Source organism: Geminicoccus harenae, assembly GCF_019800005.1.
In the GTDB taxonomy this organism is placed as follows: domain Bacteria; phylum Pseudomonadota; class Alphaproteobacteria; order Geminicoccales; family Geminicoccaceae; genus Geminicoccus; species Geminicoccus harenae.
The window spans coordinates 44,678-58,780 of record NZ_JABGCL010000001.1 but is presented as its reverse complement, the minus strand read 5'-3'; the positions used below and the strand labels follow the sequence as shown (position 1 = coordinate 58,780).

Sequence of the window (14,103 nt, the reverse complement as noted above, 5' to 3'; positions counted from 1 at the left end):
TCTCGGCTCACCTCAGCTTGAGGGTGGAGAGGCCTACCAGGGCCAGGATCGAGGCGATGATCCAGAAGCGGATCACGATCGTCGATTCCTGCCAGCCCAGCTTCTCGAAGTGGTGGTGCAGCGGCGCCATCCGGAACACCCGCCGCCCCGTCATCTTGAAGCTGGCAACCTGCACGATCACCGACACCGCCTCCAGCACGAACAGGCCGCCGATCACCATCAGCACCAGTTCGTGCTTCACGATCACAGCGGTGACGCCGAGAGCGCCGCCGGCGGAGAGCGAGCCGGTGTCGCCCATGAACACCATGGCCGGCGGGGCGTTGAACCAGAGGAAGCCCATGGACGCGCCGACCAGCGCCGCCAGGAACACGGTGATCTCGCCCGCACCCGCGACGTGCGGGATGCCCAGATAGTTGGCGAAGATCACGTTGCCGCCGAGATAGGCGATCATGCCGAAGCAGCCGGCCGCGATCATCACCGGCACGATCGCGAGCCCGTCCAGCCCGTCGGTCAGGTTCACCGCGTTGGAGCTGCCCATCATCACCAGGGTGGCGAAGGCCGGGAACAGGAAGCCCAGCGGGATGAAGGCGTCCTTGAAGAAGGGCAGCGCCACCGAGGTGGCCCCCGGCCCGTCCACGACCAGCACGAGGTAGAGGGCCACGATCAGCCCGATCAGCGCCTGGGCCAGGAGCTTCATCCGCCCGGACAGGCCCTTGCTGTTGCGCTTGGTGAGCTTGAGATAGTCGTCGCCGAAGCCGATCAGGCCGTAGCCCAGCGTCACGAACAGGACGCACCAGGTATAGCCGTTGGACAGGTCGGCCCAGAGCAGGGTGGACAGGCTGAGCGCCAGCAGGATCAGCACGCCGCCCATGGTGGGCGTGCCCTTCTTGGTGAGGAGATGGCTTTCCGGCCCGTCCAGGCGGATCGGCTGGCCGCCCGGCTGCTTGCTCTTCAGCCAGCGGATCACCTTGGGGCCTAGCCAGAAGCTGAGCAGGAGTGCCGTCATCACCGCCCCGCCGGCACGAAACGTGATGTAGCGGAACACGTTGAGGACGTTCACCGTCTCCGAAAGGGGCACCAGCAGGTGGTAGAGCATCAGCCCTGCCCCCCTGCCGCGAGCCCGTCGACGATCACCCGCATCCGACTTCCCAATGAACCCTTGACCAGCACCACGTCGCCGTCCCGCAGCTCGTGCTGAAGCAGCGGCAGGAGCTCGGCGCTGGTGGGTGCGTGATGGACCGCGATCCCGCAGGCCAGCCGCCCGGCCAGACTCGCCATGGCCGGGCCGCACAGATAGGCCGCCTCGACGCCGGCTGCCGCCAGATCGGGGGCCAGCCCGGCATGGAGCGGCTCGGCCTGCGCACCCAGCTCCAGCATGTCGCCCAGCACCGCGACCTTGCGGCCGGGCTGGCGCGCCAGCACGTCCAGGGCCGCCCGCATCGAGGCCGGGTTGGCGTTGTAGCTTTCGTCCAGCAGCAGGACGGCGGCACCACCCGGCAGCCGGAGCGGCCGGCGCACGCCCCTCCCCTCGACCGGGCGGACCAGCGCCATCCGGCCGGCCACTGCCTCGGGGTCGAGACCCAGCGCCGTCGCCACGGCGAGCCAGCCCAGGCTGTTCTCGACCTGGTGGGCGCCGGGCAGGTCCAGGCGCCAGCGAAGCGTCCGCCCGCCCAGCCGGGCCTCGACCCGGCTGCCGTCCGCGTCGCCCGTCTCGGCCAGGAGCCGCAGGTCGGCGCCGGCGGAGCGGCCGAAGGTGAGAATGGCGCCGGCCTGCGAGCCTCGTGCCGCCTGGAGGAGGAGGTCCGACCAGCGATTGTCGGCGGGCAGCACCACCGTGCCGCCCGGCTCGATCGCCTCCATGATCTCGGCCTTGGCGCGGGCGATCGCCTCCTCGCCGGGGAAATGGCCGAGATGGGCCGGAGCCACCGTGGTCACCAGTGCCACATGGGGCCGAACCTGCGCTGCCAGGGCCCGGATCTCGCCCGGGTGGTTCATGCCCAGCTCGAACACGCCGAACGCCGTGTCCTGCGGCATCCGGGCCAGGCTCAGCGGCACGCCCCAATGGTTGTTGTGGCTCTTGGCGCTGGCATGGGTCGGGCCGAAGGCGGCGAGCAGGGTGGCGAGCGCCGCCTTGGCGGTGGTCTTCCCGGCACTGCCGGTGATGGCGACGATCCTGGCGCCGGCCTCGGCGCGCCGCGCCCGCGCCAGCGCTTCCAGGCCCAGCAGCGTGTCCGCGACCAGCAGGCCGGGCGCAGCTTCCGGCAGGGCATCCGCACGGGCGACCAGGGCCGCCGCGGCACCTGCGGCCAGCGCTGCCGGCACGAACGCGTGGCCGTCGCGATGCTCGCCCTGGAGCGCCACGAACAGGTCGCCCGCCTGAAGCTCGCGCGTGTCGATCGCGACGCCGTCGGCCTGCCAGGCGGGGCCGCTCAGGGTGCCGCCGCTGGCCGCGGCAGCCTGGCTGGAGGTCCAGAGCGCGCTCATGCCGGGGCAAGCTCCGCAAGGGCGGCCTTCGCGACCTCGGCATCGTCGAACGGATGGGTGACGCCCCTCACCGTCTGGCCGCGCTCATGGCCCTTGCCGGCGATCAGCAGCAGATCACCTGGGCGAAGCTCGGCCACCGCCGTGCGGATCGCCAGCGCACGGTCGCCGATCTCGCGCGCACCGGCCGGCATCCCCGCCAGGACCGCGGCCCGGATCGCAGCCGGGTCCTCGCTGCGCGGGTTGTCGTCGGTCACGATCGCCACGTCCGCCCGCTCGGCGGCCATCTGGCCCATCAAAGGCCGCTTGCCCGGGTCGCGGTCGCCCCCGCAGCCGAACACCACGACGAGACGGCCCCCGACATGCGGCCGGGCCGCCGCCAGCGCCTTTTCCAGCGCGTCGGGCGTGTGCGCGTAGTCGACATAAACGGCGGCACCGCCGGGCGTGGCACCTGCGAGCTGCATGCGCCCGGGGGCACCCATGACCTGCGGGATCAACCGGAGCGCCTCGGCGGGGTCCCCGCCGGTCGCCTGCCACAGCCCCAGGGCCGCCAGGAGGTTCTCCGCCTGGAACGCGCCCACCAGCGGGCTCGCGACCCGGAACTCCCGCCCGGACAGCGCCAGCACCAGGCTCTGGCCATCCGGCTCCGGCCGCTGCTCGACCAGGCGCAGCGCCTGGGCCTGGCGACCATAGTCGATCACCCGGATGCCGCGCTGTTCGCAGACCGCCGCCAGCCCTGCGAACTCCGGCATGTCCGCGTTCAGCACCGCGACACCGTCCGGCACCAGCACCTCGGCGAACAGGCGGCTTTTGGCGGCCAGATAGGCGGCCATGTCGCCGTGATGGTCGAGATGGTCGCGGGTGAGGTTGGTGAAGGCGGCGGCCATGATGCGCAGCCCGTCGACGCGGCGCTGCTCCAGGCCGTGGCTGGACGCCTCGATCACCAGCCGCTCGACCCCCGCCTCGGCCAGCTCGGCGGCCAGTCGCTGCAAGGTCAGCACGTCGGGCGTGGTGAGGTTGCCCGGCAGGTCGCCGGTCGTGGACTGCACGCCGAGCGTGCCGATCGAGGCGGACTTGTGGCCGGACAGCGCCCAGAGCTGGCGGGTGAAGCTCGCGACCGAGGTCTTGCCGTTGGTGCCGGTGACCGCCGCCACGGTGGCGGGCTGGCGGCCGAAGAAGCGCGCGGCGAGCCTGGCCAGTGCCGCCGCAGGGTCGGGGGCGACCAGCACAGGGAGGGCGTGTCCTGCCAGGGCCGGACCGCCGAGCACGGCCACGGCACCCGCCGCGATCGCCTGCTCGACGAAGGTGCTGCCGTCCACGCGCGTGCCGGGCAGGGCCGCGAACAGCGTACCGGGCCGCACCTCGCGCGAATCGAGCGCCAGGCCGCGGATCTCCGGATCCGTGGCGTCGGGCGCCGGCAGGGCGGTCAGGCCGAGGCCGTCAATGAGGCGCGAAAGCCGCAAGCTGCGCCTCCTTGCCCCGCCGCTTCATTTCCTCCTGCTGGATCTCCGGCGGCGCCTTGGCCAGGAAGCCGTCCTCGACCTCCTGCGGGACCAGCGGCACGCCCAGGAGCGGGGCCACCCGGCTGATGATCTTGCCGGTCGCCGGGGCCGCGTTCCAGCTGGCGTAGCGGAAGCCCATCGTGGCTTCGTTGGCGGTCGGGTTGTCCAGCATCACCAGGACGGCATAGCGCGGCGCGTTCATCGGAAAGGCGGCGGCGAAGCTGGAGATCACCACGCCCTTCACGTACCTGCCGTTGACCGGCTTGTCGGCCGTCCCGGTCTTGCCGCCCACCATCATGCCGGGCACCCGGGCCTTGGTGCCGCCGCCGCCCACGACGTTCAGCCAGAGCAGCTCGCGGATCTGGTCCGAGGCTGCCTGGGAGATCACGCGCTCGCCCGGCACCGGCTGCTCGGGATCGCGCCGCAGCAGCGTGGCCGGGCGCAGGATCCCGCCGTTCACGACGGCGGCAAACGCGTTCAGGAAGCTGAGCGGCGTCACCGCCAGGGTGTGGCCATAGGAGACCACGGCCACCGTGATGTCCGGCCAGCGCTTCGGCACGAGCGGGGCGCTCACCCCGGGCAGTTCCAGCTGGGGCTTCTCCAGGAGCCCCAGCCTTTCCAGGTAGTGGTGCTGCAGCTCGCGCCCCCCGGCCAGCGCCATGCGTGCCGTGCCGATGTTGGAGCTGTTGATGAACACGTCGGTGGTGGACGCCCAGCGCTTGAGCATGTGCGCGTCGCCGATCGAGCGGCGGCCGATCTTCAGCCGCTCGCGGACGTCCCACATATCGTCCATCCGCACCACGCCGGCGTCGAGCAGGGTGCTGAGGGTCAGGGCCTTGAACAGGGAGCCGACCTCGTAGACCCCCTCCGTGTTGCGGTTGAACCGGCGCTCGTCCTTGGGCCCGACCGGGTGGTTGGCGTCGAAGTCGGGCAGGCTGACCATGGCCAGCAGCTCGCCGGTATGCACGTCCATGATCATGGCGTTGCCGGCGGCGGCCTCGTAGGTGCGGATGGCGCTGGCCAGCTCCTCGCGCAGCGCCTGCTGGACGCGCAGGTCGATCGACAGCGCGAACGGCTCGCGGTCGCGCATCCCGGCTTCGGTGCGGATGGTCTTGTCGAACACCAGCTCCAGGCCGCTCAGCCCGTTATTGTCGATCCCGGTCTGGCCGATCAGGTGCGCCACCAGATTGGCCTGCGGATAGACCCGCCGCGGCTGGTCGCGGAACTCGATGCCGGGGATGCCCAGGCGCAGGAGGTCGGCCTGCTGCCTGGGCGTGATCCGCCGCTCCAGCCAGATGAAGTGCCGGTCGGTGTCGAGCAGGCGGGCGATGATGCGCGGGTCGCGTTCCAGCACGGCGCCGAGGCTGCGATAGACCTCCGGGTCCTTGGGCACCTCGCGCGGGTCCGCACCCACCCCTGAGACGATCACGTCGGTCGCCACCGGGACGCCGCGCCGGTCGACCACATCGCGACGGCTGATGCCGTCCTTGGGCAGCACCAGGGCGGCGGCGCGCTCCTCCTTGGCGGCGAACTGGGTGATGTCCACCAGGCGGAAGGCCAGCGTCGCGAACAGCAGCCCGAAGGTCGCGACCACGACCCCGATCCGCCTTCGGCCGAGCGCCACCGAATCGAGCGGCACCCTCTCCTTCATCGCGGCAGCCCGCCCATGGCCAGGGGCTTGAGGCGCGCCGGCACTTCCGCACCGGACGGCAGCAGGACCGCGAGCATCCGGTCGGCATAGGCGACCCGCGCATGGTCGGGCAGGGCGCTGGCGCTGGCGAGCTGCCGCACGGTCACCGGCACCATGTCGAGCTTGGGCGCCACCGCCACGATCCGGTCGGGATGGGTGCGCAGCGCCAGGTCGGTCTCCAGCGTGCGGATCTCGTCAACCGTGCGGGCGATCTCGCGCTCCAGGCCGTGCGCATGCCGCTCCAGCCGCACCACCGCGTATTTCAGGTGGAAGGTCGACCAGGCCGTGCCCAGCAGGAGCAGCACGAGAAACACCAAGTTCCGCCCGGTCATCGCCCGTCCCCGCTCATGCCGGGATCGCCCTGCTCCGGCGCCCGGTGTTCGTACCCCTCCCCCAGCCGCACGGCAGCGCGCAGGCGCGCCGAGCGGGCCCGGGGATTGCCTTCGGTTTCCTGCGGTCCCGGGCGCTGCGGCCGGTCCACCAGCCAGGCAAAGCGCGGCGCCACCTCGGCCAGCGGCGGCAGGTGGCGGTAGGCGCGCCGGACCCGCCCCCCGCGCTCGTTGACGAAGTCCTTGACGATCGAGTCCTCGCCCGAATGGAAGGACACGGCGACCAGCCGTCCGCCCGGGCGCAGCACCCGCTCCGCCGCGTCGAGTGCGGTGCGCAGCTCGCCCAGCTCGTCGTTCACCACGATGCGCAGCGCCTGGAAGGTCCGGGTCGCCGGATCGATGCCCTCGCGCCCCTGCCCCTTGACCCGGGCCACCAGCTCGGCCAGCCGCCGCGTGGTGTCGATCGGCGCCTTCTGGCGCTCGGCCACCACGGCGCGTGCGATCCGGCGCGCGTCGCGCTCGTCGCCATGGTTCCACAGCATCCGGGCCAGCTCGATCTCGCTGAGGCCGGCCAGCAGCTCGGCGGCCGTGGGCCCGTCCTTGGACATGCGCATGTCCAGGGGCGCGTCGTAGCGGAAGGAGAAGCCGCGCTCGGGCTGGTCGAGCTGGAAAGAGGAGACGCCCAGATCGAACACGATGCCGTCGATGGCGGGGATGCCCAGGTCCGCCAGCACCCGCTCGAGTTCGCCGAACCGGGCATGGACCAGGGTCAGGCGCGGCTCGCCTGCCAGATCACGCTGGCCGCGGGCGATGGCATCGGGGTCGCGGTCGAGCGCCACCAGCCGCGTCACCCCGCGCGCCAGGATCGCCCGGCTGTAGCCGCCGCCGCCGAAGGTGGCATCCACCACGACCTGCCCCGGCCCGGGCTCGAGCGCCCGCAGCACCTCGGCCAGCATCACCGGCGCGTGACCCTGGGCGGTCTGCCGATCGGCATCGGTGGGGGTAGCGTCGGTCGGGACCACGGGCCGCAATGTCCTCGAGCGAAGGCTGCACGACTATCGTCTGGGGGTTAACACGCAGCGCACAGGCGACCAACGGTTTTCTTAGATTTTCCCAGGAAGTTCTTTGATTGTCACCATTTTCCCGCGGTCTTGGACAAGCCGATACTGGGTAATTTCCAAAAGCGGGCAAAAGCAACCAATGACGAAGTCACCTTACTGGCGCGCGTCTATTTAGTTATTCTTAGATGGCCTTGCCGCCGATCATGCCAGCCGCCCGGCGGGCGGCAAGTGGGCATGTGGCGCCTGCGCCGACGGTTCAACCTATTGGCGTGGCATCACGCCAGTTATGGGCGCGGCTCCGGGGATGGTCAAGCCGCAAACACCACCCTGCTTGTGGATATCGTACCACAACCTGTGGAAAAACGCGCCTCCGCCGACCCAGCCGGTTGTGGATAACCCTGCGGAAATCTCCAGTTGTGACATGGATAATCGACGCTGCGCCCACCCTCCGACCGGGGCTGGATTTTCTACCAAGCGGTGAAAATACGTCAGGCGGCCTGTAAGCCGGGTTCTGTCCCCGCCGCATGGGCGGGAGGCGGCCATTCCTCTGGGACGGCGCTCACGCGCCGCCTCGCGCGACCGACCCGGACGACCAGCCCGGAAGCAGGCCTGCAGGCGCGAAGCCTGCCGTCGTCCCTATTTGGTCTTGCTCCCGGTGGGGTTTACCGTGCCGCCACCGTCGCCGGCAGCGCGGTGCGCTCTTACCGCACCTTTTCACCATGACCCGCAGGCCAAGGATGACCCAGGCGGGCTGTTCGGTCTCTGTGGCACTTTCCCTGGGGTCGCCCCCGCCGGGCGTTACCCGGCACCGTACTTCCGTGGAGCCCGGACTTTCCTCGCCCCCTGCCATCGCTGGCAAGGAGCGCGGCCGCCCGGCCGCCTGACGCGGGCACGGCCTCTATCACGATGCGTTCCCGAGCTGAAGCCTCTCGACCGCCCCCAGCAGCCGGCAGGTCTCCGGATCGGCCAGCCCGTCCACCCGGCGCGGCCGGTAGCGGCGCTGGAATGCGGCCAGCGCCAGTTCCAGGCTGACACCCTCCAGGTCCACCGGGTAGCCGATCGCGCGCAGGCTGGCCCCCGGGTCGGCGACCAGCTCGCCGCCCGCTTCAGGCCAGCGCCCGATCCCCGCCGCAGCCAAGCGGGCCCACGGGAACAGCTCGCCCGGGTCGGTCTTGCGGTTGGGCGCGATGTCGGAATGGGCCAAGACCCGGGCCGGCGGGATCGGCCAGCGGCGCAGGATCCCCCGGCACAGCCGGATCACCGCCAGGATCTGCGCCTCGGGAAAGGGCCGGTAGCCCCATTCATGGCCCGGATTGACGATCTCCACCCCGATCGAGCTGCCGTTCAGGCCGGACCGGCCGGCCCAGGCGCTGACCCCGGCATGCCAAGCCCGGCGGCCTTCCGGCACCAGGGCCAGGATCGTGCCGTCCTCGTCCACCAACCAGTGCGCGCTCACCTTGGCAGCCGGGTCGCGTAGCCGGTCGAGCGCCAGCCTGGCGCTCTGCATGCCGGTATAGTGGAGCACCAGCGTATCGACCGCGCCCCCCGCCGGCCGCTCGTCCTGGTTGGGCGAGGGCCGGGCGCGCGGCTCAGAACCGCTCGAGCAGCCGGTCGTAATAGTCGAGCTCCATCCGTGGCCGGTCCGGGTCGCCGGAGCGGCGGTAGAGCTCCTCCAGCACCGCCCTGGCCCGGCCGAGCGCCGCCTCGTCGGGCACCGAGGTGCTCTCCGTGTCGACCCCGCCCATCCCTTCCGGCTGGCGACCGAACGGGTCGCGCTGCATGCCGGCCTGGTTGCGGCCGGGCTGGCCCGGCTGGGTGCCGCCCGGCCGGCCCTGGCCCTGCCCCTCGCCCATCTGCTGGCGCATCTGGTCCATGATGCCGCGGCCGGCCTCCTGCATCAGCGCCATCGCCTGGCCCTGCGGGTCGGTGGCGGCACCCGGGCTGCCCTGCTGGAGCTGCCCTTCCGCGCCGCGCATCTGCAGTTCCGCCTGACCCAGCTCGTCCGGGATCTCCATGCCCTGCTCGGCCAGCCCTTCCATGATCTGGCCGAGCTGCCGCCGCAGCATCTCCTGGAGCTGGGCAAGCTGCTCGGGCGTCATCTGCTGCTCGCCCTGCTGACCCTGCTGGCCTTGTTGCCCCTGCTGGCCCTGCTGGCCCGGCTGCTGCGGCATCTGGTTCATCCGCTGGTCCATCCGGAACGCCTCGTCCTGCAGCATCTGCTGGCGGCGGATCGCCTCCTGCAGGTCGGACAGGGCCTGCTCGCCCGGGCTGGGCTCGCCCTGCGGCATGGGCAGCTGGGCCTGGAGATTCTCCATCATCTCGCGCAGCTGCGAGAGCATCTGCTCCGCCGCCTCGCGCGAGCCGCTCTTCAGCATCTCGCGCGCCCGGTCGAGCATCGACTGGAGGTCCTGGCGGTCGACCATGTTCGGGTTGGGCTCGCCCGGCGGCATCTGCTGCTGCTCGCGCAGCGCCCGCTCCAGCGCCTCCGGATCGCGCATCGCCTCGGCCAGGGCCTGGCGGGTCAGCTCGTCCAGATAGCGGTCCATCGCCGCCTGGAGCTCGTCCATCAGCCGCTCGATCTCGGCATCGTCGCGACCCTCGGCCAGGGCCCGCTCCAGCTCCTCCTGGAGCCGGCGCATGTCCGCCTCGGCCGTGGCCATCCGCCCTTCCTCGACGAACAGGGCGGTTTCCCAGAGCTGCTCCAGCACCGAGTCCAGCTCCTGCTCGGACAATTCGCCCCGGCGCAGCCGCTCCGCCGCGCTGCTGAGCGACAGCGGCACCGAGGTCGGCAGCTCCTCCATCATCTGGCTGCCGGCGAGCTGGTCCAGGATGTCGGCGACCGATTCCCGCTCCTGCGGCGTCTCGGCCAGATCCTTGCGCTGCTCGATGATGGCGCGCGCCACCGGATGCTCGAACTTCCGCTCCGGCAGCGTCAGGGTGATCGGCTCCGAGCGGCCTTCCTGACCGGCCGCGTCCACGGCGATCAGCACCATGCGCACCTCCGCCCCGGCCAGCGGGTGCGGGGTGGTGTCCAGATAGGAGCGGCCCTTGGCCTCGCGCGGCTGGTCGGGGAGCGACTTCAGCGCGATCCGCTCCGGGGGCCGGTCGCCGGACGTGGGCTCGATCTCCAGCGCCACCGACACCAGGCCATAATCGTCGGCGCCGCTCCAGGCGAGTTCCAGCGCGTTGCGCAGCGTGATGCTCGGCTCGCCCTCGCTCCGGATGGTCGGGACCCGGTCCGGCTGGGCGGCGAGCAGGAAGCGGGCGATCTCCGCCTGCGCCTCGTCCCGCACCACGAGGTCGCCGTCATGGGCGACCTCCAGCCGTGCCTCGGCACTGGCCTCGCCCAGCCGCGTCGCGGTGAGCTCCTGGTCCTCGAAGCGGACCTGCGGTGCCGGCGCCCCTTCGGGCAGGTGATGGACCTGGAGCAGGGCCTGCGAGCCGGCCGGCACCAGGGTGCGGCGCGGGCCGCCGGCCGCCACCATCTGCGGCGGCAGCCTCGTGTAAGCGGGCGGCTCCACCCACAAGGTCGCGGCCATGGCCAGGTCGGGCGTGCGGGCGGCCAGGCCCGGGATCACCGCCTCCTGCAGGCGCTGGCCGAACCGGCCCTCGGCATCGACCAGGGCCAGCACCAGCACCAGGAGCACCCCCACCCGGATGGCCCATGGGTCCAGGCGTGGCAGCTCCGAGCGCGGCGGCGCCAGCCTGGTGCGGCCCGCCAGCTCGGCCAGCCTGGCCTTGTGCCGGGCCCACAGCGCCTGGGTGAAGGGGTCGTCGCTGCCTGCGGCGAGCCGGTCCTCCAGCCCGCGCAGCGGCGCATGGCTGAAGCCGCTGTCGGCCTCCAGCCGGCGCAGCGCGTCGGCCCGGCGGGCAGGACGGAACCCGCGCAGCGAGCGGTAGCCCACGTAAAGGAAGCCCCCGGCGAACAGGAGCAGCACCAGGGCGTGCAGGATGGGCGGCAGCTTGGCCAGAAGGCCGAACAGGGCCAGGATCAGGAACAGGCACAGGACCAGCAGCGGCCAGCGGGCCGCGGTCCACAGGCGTTCCAGGTCCACGAACAGGCGGGCCGCATGGATGATCCGGCTCAGTCGGCGCGGCAGGTCCGCCGCATGCTTCGACCCGTTCAATGGCCGCTCCTTCCCGGGCTGGCTGCCTGTCCGCCCACCTGCCGGCTCACTCGAGCCAGGGCGGGATCGTCTCGTCCTCGTACTGCCTTTCCACCGCGCGACGCGGGGTGATCACGGTGAAGCGATCTCCGTCTACCATGACTTCGGCCGGTCCTGGCCGAGAATTGTAGTCCGATGCCATCACGCTTCCATAGGCGCCGGCCTGCATGATCGCGACCAGTTCCCCTTCGGCCAGCCGCGGCAGCGGCCGACCCCGCGCGAAGAAGTCGCTGCTCTCGCAGATGGGCCCCACCACCTCGGTCGGCACCAGCGGGCCGTCCTTGGCGGCGACCGGCACGATGTCGTGCCAGGCGCCGTACATGGCCGGGCGGATCAGCGTGTTCATGCCAGCGTCCAGCACCAGGAAACGATGCGCGGCCGTCTCCTTCAGGTAGATCGCGCGCGCCACCAGCACCGCCTGCTCGGCGACCAGGAACCGGCCGGGCTCCAGCACCACGGTGACGCCCAGGCCGGCGGTCAGCCGGAGCACCATCCGGGCATAGTCGGCGATCGTGAAGCTCGGCGGCTCCTGGTAGCGCACGCCGAACCCGCCGCCGAAATCGACCCGGCTCAGCTTCAGGCCGGTCTCCCGGATCGCGGTGAACGCCTCCAGCACCCGGCGGTAGGCGGCCTCGAACGGGGCCAGCTCGGTGATCTGCGAGCCGATATGGCAATGGAGGCCCACCGGCTCGATCCCGGCCATGGTCGCAGCCTCGGCCAGGATCGCCGGCGCGTCCTCCACCGGCACGCCGAACTTGTCGCCCTTCTTGCCGGTGGAGATCTTGTCGTGGCCACCCGCGGCCACGTCGGGGTTGACCCGGAGCGCCACCGGCGCCCGGCGCCCCATGGCACGGGCCACCTGGTCCAGCCGGCGCAGCTCCTCGATCGATTCGACGTTGAACTGGAAGATGCCCTGGGCCAGGCCCAGCCGCATCTCGTCCGTGTCCTTGGCGACCCCAGCGAACACGATCCGCTCGGGCGGGCAACCGGCCTTGAGCGCCCGGGCGATCTCGCCCCCCGAGACCGTGTCCATGCCCAGGCCCATGCCGGCGAACAGCCTGAGCACCGCCAGATGGTGGTTGGCCTTCACCGCGTAGCAGATGCGCACGTCGTGGCCGGCGAACGCGTCCAGCAGCGTGCGAGCCTGGCGGCGCATCCCGCCGGCGGAGTTGACATAGACGGGCGTGCCGGCGGCCTCGGCAATCGCCGGCAGCGCCACGTCCTCGGCGTACAGCACGCCGTCACGTCGGGTGAAGCTGCCGGTCATCCGCCGGCACCCGGCTGGGTCCGGCCCGGCGATCCAGCCTGGCCGGGCGCTTCGGTCTGGCCGGGCGCTTCCGCCGGGCTGGGTTCCGGCGGGATCTCCAGGGCACCCTTCTTGCCGCAGGCGCCGAGGGCCAGGGGCAGGGCAAGGGCGGCGAACAGCAGCAGGACACGCATCGGCAGGATCCGATCAGGCAGGTATTGGCTCACAGGAAGCGGACCTTTGCGGCAGCGATCGCCTCGCGTACCCGCACCGGTGCCGTGCCGCCCTCGCTGGTCCGGCTCGCCACCGAGTTCTCCACGCCCAGCACCGCGAAGATCCGCCCATCGATCCGCGGGTCGACCGCCTGCATCGCCTCCAGCGGCAGCTCCTCCAGGGCGCAGCCCTGCTCCTCGGCGACCTTCACGCAGCGCGCGGCGATCCCGTGGGCATCACGGAACGGCACGCCGCCTTCGCGCACCAGCCAGTCGGCGAGGTCAGTGGCGTTGGTGTAGCCCACGCCCGCGGCGGCACGCATCCGCTCGGGATAGAGGGTGATGCCCTCCAGCATGGCCGCCGTGGCGCGCAGGACCAGCTCATAGCTGTCCACCGCGTCGAACAGGCCTTCCTTGTCCTCCTGCATGTCCTTGGAATAGGCGAGCGGCAGGCCCTTCAGCACCACCAGCAGGGCCTGCAGGTGGCCCAGCACCCGGCCGGACTTGCCGCGGACCAGCTCGGCGGCGTCGGGATTGCGCTTTTGCGGCATGATCGAGCTGCCGGAGGTGAACGCCTCGGGCATCCGCACGAAGCCGAACTGCGGCGTGCTCCACAAGACCAGCTCCTCGGCCAGCCGCGAGAGATGCACCGCACCGATCGAGGCCGCCGACAGATAGTCCAGGGCGAAGTCGCGGTCGGACACGGCGTCGATCGAGTTGGCCATGGGCTTGGCGAAGCCCAGCTCGCGCGCGGTCACTTCCCGGTCGATCGGATAGGAGGTGCCGGCGAGCGCACCGGCACCTAGCGGGGAGTCGCCGGCACGGGCCAGCGCGTCCAGGAAGCGCGAGCGGTCGCGGCCCAGCATCTCGACATAGGCCATCATGTGGTGGCCGAAGGTCACGGGCTGGGCGGCCTGCAGATGGGTGAAGCCCGGCATCACCGTGTCGGCGTTGCGCTCGGCCAGGTCGAGCAGGACCCGCTGCAGCTCCTTGAGCAGGGCGTCCGCGCGCGCCATTGCCCGGCGGGTCCACAGCTTGAAGTCGGTGGCGACCTGGTCGTTGCGCGAGCGGGCGGTGTGCAGCCGGCGGCCGGGCTCGCCGATATCCTCGGTCAGGCGCGCCTCGACATTCAGATGGATGTCTTCCAGTGCCGTGGTGAACTCGAACTCGCCGGCCTCGATCTTCCGGGCGATCCGCTCAAGCCCTGCCAGGATCGCCTCCAGGTCGCTCTTGGCGATCACGCCGCGAGCGGCCAACATGCGCGCATGTGCGGCCGAGCCTTCGAGGTCCTCGCGCCACAGCCGACGGTCGAAGGGGATCGAGGCGTTGATGGCCTCCATGAGGGGTGCCGGACCCTCCTGGAAATGGCCGCCCCACATGCTACGTCCGCTGCCGGTGCTCACGCTGCTTCGTCCA

At 71.5% G+C, this 14,103-nt stretch carries 11 protein-coding genes and 1 other RNA gene; all 12 read right to left on the bottom strand.

From position 1 onward, the window contains the following. Nucleotides 1–7: 7 nt before the first annotated feature. The 12 genes from mraY to argH all read right to left on the bottom strand — a co-directional run bounded on the left by mraY (nucleotide 8) and on the right by argH (nucleotide 14,066). On the bottom strand, nucleotides 8–1,096 hold the full coding sequence (gene mraY / locus HLA95_RS00260; RefSeq protein ID WP_191062352.1) for a phospho-N-acetylmuramoyl-pentapeptide-transferase: 1,089 nt from the start codon (nucleotides 1,094–1,096) through the stop codon (nucleotides 8–10). Next, nucleotides 1,096–2,484, bottom strand: coding sequence for a UDP-N-acetylmuramoyl-tripeptide--D-alanyl-D-alanine ligase (locus tag HLA95_RS00255; protein WP_222181995.1), 1,389 nt, complete (start codon nucleotides 2,482–2,484; stop codon nucleotides 1,096–1,098). Before HLA95_RS00255 ends, mraY begins: the two co-directional genes overlap by 1 nt. After that, nucleotides 2,481–3,944, bottom strand: coding sequence for a UDP-N-acetylmuramoyl-L-alanyl-D-glutamate--2,6-diaminopimelate ligase (locus tag HLA95_RS00250; protein ID WP_255591100.1), 1,464 nt, complete (start codon nucleotides 3,942–3,944; stop codon nucleotides 2,481–2,483). Before HLA95_RS00250 ends, HLA95_RS00255 begins: the two co-directional genes overlap by 4 nt. Next, the gene (locus HLA95_RS00245) at nucleotides 3,922–5,634 is read right to left on the bottom strand and encodes a peptidoglycan D,D-transpeptidase FtsI family protein (protein WP_191061918.1); all 1,713 of its coding nucleotides are present in this window, start codon (nucleotides 5,632–5,634) and stop codon (nucleotides 3,922–3,924) included. Before HLA95_RS00245 ends, HLA95_RS00250 begins: the two co-directional genes overlap by 23 nt. Further along, a complete protein-coding gene (gene ftsL, locus HLA95_RS00240) occupies nucleotides 5,631–6,005 on the bottom strand; it encodes a cell division protein FtsL (protein ID WP_191061919.1) in 375 nt (124 codons plus the stop codon). The genes HLA95_RS00245 and ftsL overlap by 4 nt, the downstream gene beginning before the upstream one ends. Continuing rightward, complete coding sequence (gene rsmH / locus HLA95_RS00235; protein ID WP_322100083.1) at nucleotides 6,002–7,024, bottom strand: 16S rRNA (cytosine(1402)-N(4))-methyltransferase RsmH; 1,023 nt, start codon at nucleotides 7,022–7,024, stop codon at nucleotides 6,002–6,004. Before rsmH ends, ftsL begins: the two co-directional genes overlap by 4 nt. 523 nt (nucleotides 7,025–7,547) lie before the next feature. Then, an RNA gene (gene rnpB / locus HLA95_RS00230) (RNase P RNA component class A) lies at nucleotides 7,548–7,947 on the bottom strand. Between the two features lie 17 nt (nucleotides 7,948–7,964). Then, the gene (locus tag HLA95_RS00225; RefSeq protein ID WP_191062142.1) at nucleotides 7,965–8,681 is read right to left on the bottom strand and encodes an N-acetylmuramoyl-L-alanine amidase; all 717 of its coding nucleotides are present in this window, start codon (nucleotides 8,679–8,681) and stop codon (nucleotides 7,965–7,967) included. Then, nucleotides 8,653–11,190 carry a TIGR02302 family protein gene (locus tag HLA95_RS00220; RefSeq protein ID WP_222181993.1) on the bottom strand — a complete coding sequence of 846 codons (2,538 nt, stop codon included), beginning with the start codon at nucleotides 11,188–11,190 and terminating at the stop codon, nucleotides 8,653–8,655. Before HLA95_RS00220 ends, HLA95_RS00225 begins: the two co-directional genes overlap by 29 nt. A 46-nt stretch (nucleotides 11,191–11,236) precedes the next feature. After that, nucleotides 11,237–12,496: a diaminopimelate decarboxylase gene (gene lysA / locus HLA95_RS00215; protein ID WP_191060776.1), complete on the bottom strand. Its 1,260-nt coding sequence runs from the start codon at nucleotides 12,494–12,496 to the stop codon at nucleotides 11,237–11,239. Beyond that, entirely contained in the window at nucleotides 12,493–12,669 is a 177-nt protein-coding gene (lptM, locus tag HLA95_RS00210; protein ID WP_191060775.1) for an LPS translocon maturation chaperone LptM, read from the bottom strand. Before lptM ends, lysA begins: the two co-directional genes overlap by 4 nt. A 29-nt stretch (nucleotides 12,670–12,698) precedes the next feature. Further along, on the bottom strand, nucleotides 12,699–14,066 hold the full coding sequence (gene argH, locus HLA95_RS00205) for an argininosuccinate lyase (protein ID WP_191060778.1): 1,368 nt from the start codon (nucleotides 14,064–14,066) through the stop codon (nucleotides 12,699–12,701). Nucleotides 14,067–14,103: the final 37 nt, after the last annotated feature.

What these genes read in the sequence shown, in the direction of transcription:
- mraY (WP_191062352.1), bottom strand. Translation starts at nt 1,096, where the DNA reads ATGCTCTACCACCTGCTGGTGCCCCTTTCGGAGACGGTGAACGTCCTC.
- HLA95_RS00255 (WP_222181995.1), bottom strand. Translation starts at nt 2,484, where the DNA reads ATGAGCGCGCTCTGGACCTCCAGCCAGGCTGCCGCGGCCAGCGGCGGC.
- HLA95_RS00245 (WP_191061918.1), bottom strand. Translation starts at nt 5,634, where the DNA reads ATGAAGGAGAGGGTGCCGCTCGATTCGGTGGCGCTCGGCCGAAGGCGG.
- ftsL (WP_191061919.1), bottom strand. Translation starts at nt 6,005, where the DNA reads ATGACCGGGCGGAACTTGGTGTTTCTCGTGCTGCTCCTGCTGGGCACG.
- lysA (WP_191060776.1), bottom strand. Translation starts at nt 12,496, where the DNA reads ATGACCGGCAGCTTCACCCGACGTGACGGCGTGCTGTACGCCGAGGAC.
- lptM (WP_191060775.1), bottom strand. Translation starts at nt 12,669, where the DNA reads ATGCGTGTCCTGCTGCTGTTCGCCGCCCTTGCCCTGCCCCTGGCCCTC.
- argH (WP_191060778.1), bottom strand. Translation starts at nt 14,066, where the DNA reads ATGTGGGGCGGCCATTTCCAGGAGGGTCCGGCACCCCTCATGGAGGCC.